The sequence below is a fragment of the Paraburkholderia sp. NMBU_R16 genome (genome assembly GCF_013282575.1).
Taxonomy (GTDB): Bacteria; Pseudomonadota; Gammaproteobacteria; order Burkholderiales; family Burkholderiaceae; genus Trinickia.
This window is the reverse complement of record NZ_JAAAYE010000147.1, coordinates 1-2,676: the sequence shown is the minus strand read 5'-3', so window position 1 is coordinate 2,676 and position 2,676 is coordinate 1. Positions and strand designations below refer to the sequence as shown.

Genomic DNA, 2,676 nt, shown 5'->3' with positions numbered 1-2,676 from the left:
CAAAGGCCAAATGAAGGGTGACCACGCCACTCGAACGGTCGCCGCGCAGTTCTATTCGCTGCTTATGTAAGGACTCCTAAGCGAATCGCCGCTTGCTCGTCATGGCTCCGTTATCGCGACACAACCCGCGAAAGACATGAAATCATGGCTTATTGATCGTGGGCTGCTCCTACTGACGTCGGTCGTCCTTGCTGGCGTCGCATGGGCAACGATTCACTATCTCGGCGAATCGTACTTTTCCGTCTCGACGACGGTTCTGATTGTCGTGCTGCTTGTTGAGAATTGGCGTCTGCACAAGCTACTGCGCGAACACGGCATTTCTACGCGTTGGCACAAGCGAGCAAAAGATAAGTCGTGAGTCGATCTATCGCTTCCCCGCGATGCCGACACAATTGTCCAACGCCTTGCATGCGGCGCGACTCTCATCGGCGTACTCTGTGCGCGAACGCAAGCGCAACGTCGCCTGTCTCTCGTTGAGAGCGAATTTGGCCGAGCCTGCCGGAGACGGAACAGACTTCGAAGGGGTTTGCGATCCGGCGATCGTACTGCGCAGCGGCAAGGCGAATCTGCTGGTGTTTCCCGGCATCTCGCGGCGAAGATCCGGCGGTTCTACGCTGGCGCCGGCTCGAGCGGCCGAATGGCACAGCGGCGCCGGCCGACACTGTGGGGCACCACCCGCGTTGGCGTCCGATGCCGCAACGGACCCGAGCGCCCTCGCTGCCACGACCCATGGGCCGGCCGCAGAGGTTGACGCCAACTACAGCATTGGCGACGTCGTAGCGCCAACAGTCGTCGGCGTCTTGTCGACTTGCGGAAACGCACGCGGGTTTCTAGCTCCCTGCTAAGATGTCGGTAAGAGACGGGATTCCCGTCCCAGCGGTTGCGAAAATGGACACACGGGAACGACTTAACTTCCGAATCGATAGCTTCACACCCGATACGCTGCCCATGGCGAGGCTGGCGGAGTACCTTGTGCACCTGTCAGCTTTGTATGGGCAGGATGATTCGGTCCATTTCGAGAAGTTGCGCAAGGGAAGCGCAATCGTCCAGGTGACGATTGAGGAACCCGCGTTCCCCAAGGTTCTTCAGCGTTTGCAGAGTGTCAGGACCGGCGATCCCGATCCAGAGGCGCAAAAGGCGTTTCGGGCGATCGACAAGCTGTTGCGGGCAGATAACGCCGTGGGGGCGATCACGCGCAGCGGCAAGGCGAAACTCCTTGAGTTTCCTGGCCGAAAATTGCCCGTCGTTGATCCGATCACGATCTACCAGCCAACCACGTTGGACGGTGTCGTGATTAGGATCGGAGGCCGGGATGACTCGATTCCGGTAGCTGTCCGCGACCGGGAAGGGACCGTCTTCAAGTGTGAAATCAGAGGGGTGGCCCAGGCGAAGGAGTTGTCGCGCCATTTCTTCGCGGAAACACTACGCCTTTCGGGGAACGGCAAGTGGAGTAGAACCAACGCGGGCAGTTGGGAGCTGGAGTCGCTTGTGATTCAGTCGTACGATGTTTTGGATGATGCTGGGCTGGACGAAGTTGTTGAAGCCTTGCGCGGCGTGAAAAACAATGCATGGGACGATGTTGACGATCCCGTGAGCGTCTGGAAAAGAATACGGGGCGTGGATGATTCTGTTTGACGCGAACGTACTTATCTCACTGTCCACGGGGAAAGAAGACGACGAGTCGTTCGAGCGAATCGCCGGGTTGATTCAGGACCTCATCGCAGCCAAGACGACCATTGGTGTTCCTGCGCCCGCATGGGCCGAATTTCTGTGCGGAGCTGGATTGGCTGCGTCCGACGTTATCCAGGTTCTCAAGAAGCGCAGTGCTATTCGGATCTTGCCTTTCGACGAAGTTGCGGCCACCGAATTGGCTGTCATCGACCAGGCAACGCGTGCGAAGGGAGGCAAGAAGGGAGCATCCAAATCCCACTGGCAGAAAATCAAGGTGGATCGCCAAATTTTGGCGATCGCCCGTGTTCTTAATGTGACCGCCATCTACACCGAGGACGACGGGTTAATCGCCGAGGCGACGCGGCTGGGCGTGAAGGTGTATAGGACGAGCGATATTCCGTTGAAGCCAAAGCAGAACAAGCTCGATTTTGAGGGCGAGCCGGCGGAGTGACGAATTACAACTAGCCGGCGCAGGGTTTTCGTCACCGAGAATGGCTAGCAATAGTGCGGTAGCCGTTGTTTCTTCAGAGTTGCTGTTTGCGCTCCTTGCGATCACACGCCGGCTAGGCCGCGCATGCCATGAACGTCCCGTCGATGCCGACGCCGTTGTCCAATGCCTTGCATGCGGCGGCGTACCGCACACGAACCGAAACGTCGCGTTTCCCTCGTTGAGCGGGAATCCGGCTGACCACCCGCCGCCCTGTACGGCATGGGTAAGCTCGCCGTCGAGGGAAGTCCATCTTTTGACACCGTCCCAACCTGTCCATGCTTCTGCCATTTCGCAAAAAAATGCGGACACTGGTCCTATGACATAAGTCGACGCTCCCACCTCCCCATAGAAGGGCGGGTCCGAAAGCGTCGCGATAAACAGAGTTTCGTCGTAAGCGGTAAGCCATGGGCGTTATAGAGTTCGCGTAAAGGCAATCGCACAATGCCGCCATTGAGTTCGCTCAGGAGGGGCAAGCGATGACGGCCTTCGCAAGAGAAGAATTGGAATCGGTGTGG

At 58.0% G+C, this 2,676-nt stretch carries 4 protein-coding genes; 3 read left to right on the top strand and 1 reads right to left on the bottom strand.

Annotation, left to right across the window (positions count from 1 at the left end; translation table 11 throughout):
* Positions 1–136: 136 nt before the first annotated feature.
* From GWC77_RS27300 to GWC77_RS27290, 3 genes are all read left to right on the top strand, one after another.
* Positions 137–358 (top strand): hypothetical protein, encoded by a 222-nt coding sequence (locus GWC77_RS27300; RefSeq protein WP_173262484.1) that lies wholly within the window; start codon positions 137–139, stop codon positions 356–358.
* A gap of 530 nt (positions 359–888) precedes the next feature.
* The gene (locus GWC77_RS27295; RefSeq protein WP_173262481.1) at positions 889–1,635 is read left to right on the top strand and encodes a hypothetical protein; all 747 of its coding nucleotides are present in this window, start codon (positions 889–891) and stop codon (positions 1,633–1,635) included.
* The gene (locus GWC77_RS27290) at positions 1,622–2,122 is read left to right on the top strand and encodes a type II toxin-antitoxin system VapC family toxin (protein WP_173262478.1); all 501 of its coding nucleotides are present in this window, start codon (positions 1,622–1,624) and stop codon (positions 2,120–2,122) included. The genes GWC77_RS27295 and GWC77_RS27290 overlap by 14 nt, the downstream gene beginning before the upstream one ends.
* Here the strand turns inward: GWC77_RS27290 and GWC77_RS30415 are convergent.
* Entirely contained in the window at positions 2,015–2,536 is a 522-nt protein-coding gene (locus GWC77_RS30415) for a hypothetical protein (RefSeq protein WP_367949127.1), read from the bottom strand. The genes GWC77_RS27290 and GWC77_RS30415 overlap by 108 nt on opposite strands.
* Between the last annotated feature and the right edge of the window lie 140 nt (positions 2,537–2,676).

Excerpts from the sequence above, each read along its gene's own strand:
- GWC77_RS27300 (WP_173262484.1), top strand. The coding sequence starts at position 137 with ATGAAATCATGGCTTATTGATCGTGGGCTGCTCCTACTGACGTCGGTC.
- GWC77_RS27295 (WP_173262481.1), top strand. The coding sequence starts at position 889 with ATGGACACACGGGAACGACTTAACTTCCGAATCGATAGCTTCACACCC.
- GWC77_RS27290 (WP_173262478.1), top strand. The coding sequence starts at position 1,622 with ATGATTCTGTTTGACGCGAACGTACTTATCTCACTGTCCACGGGGAAA.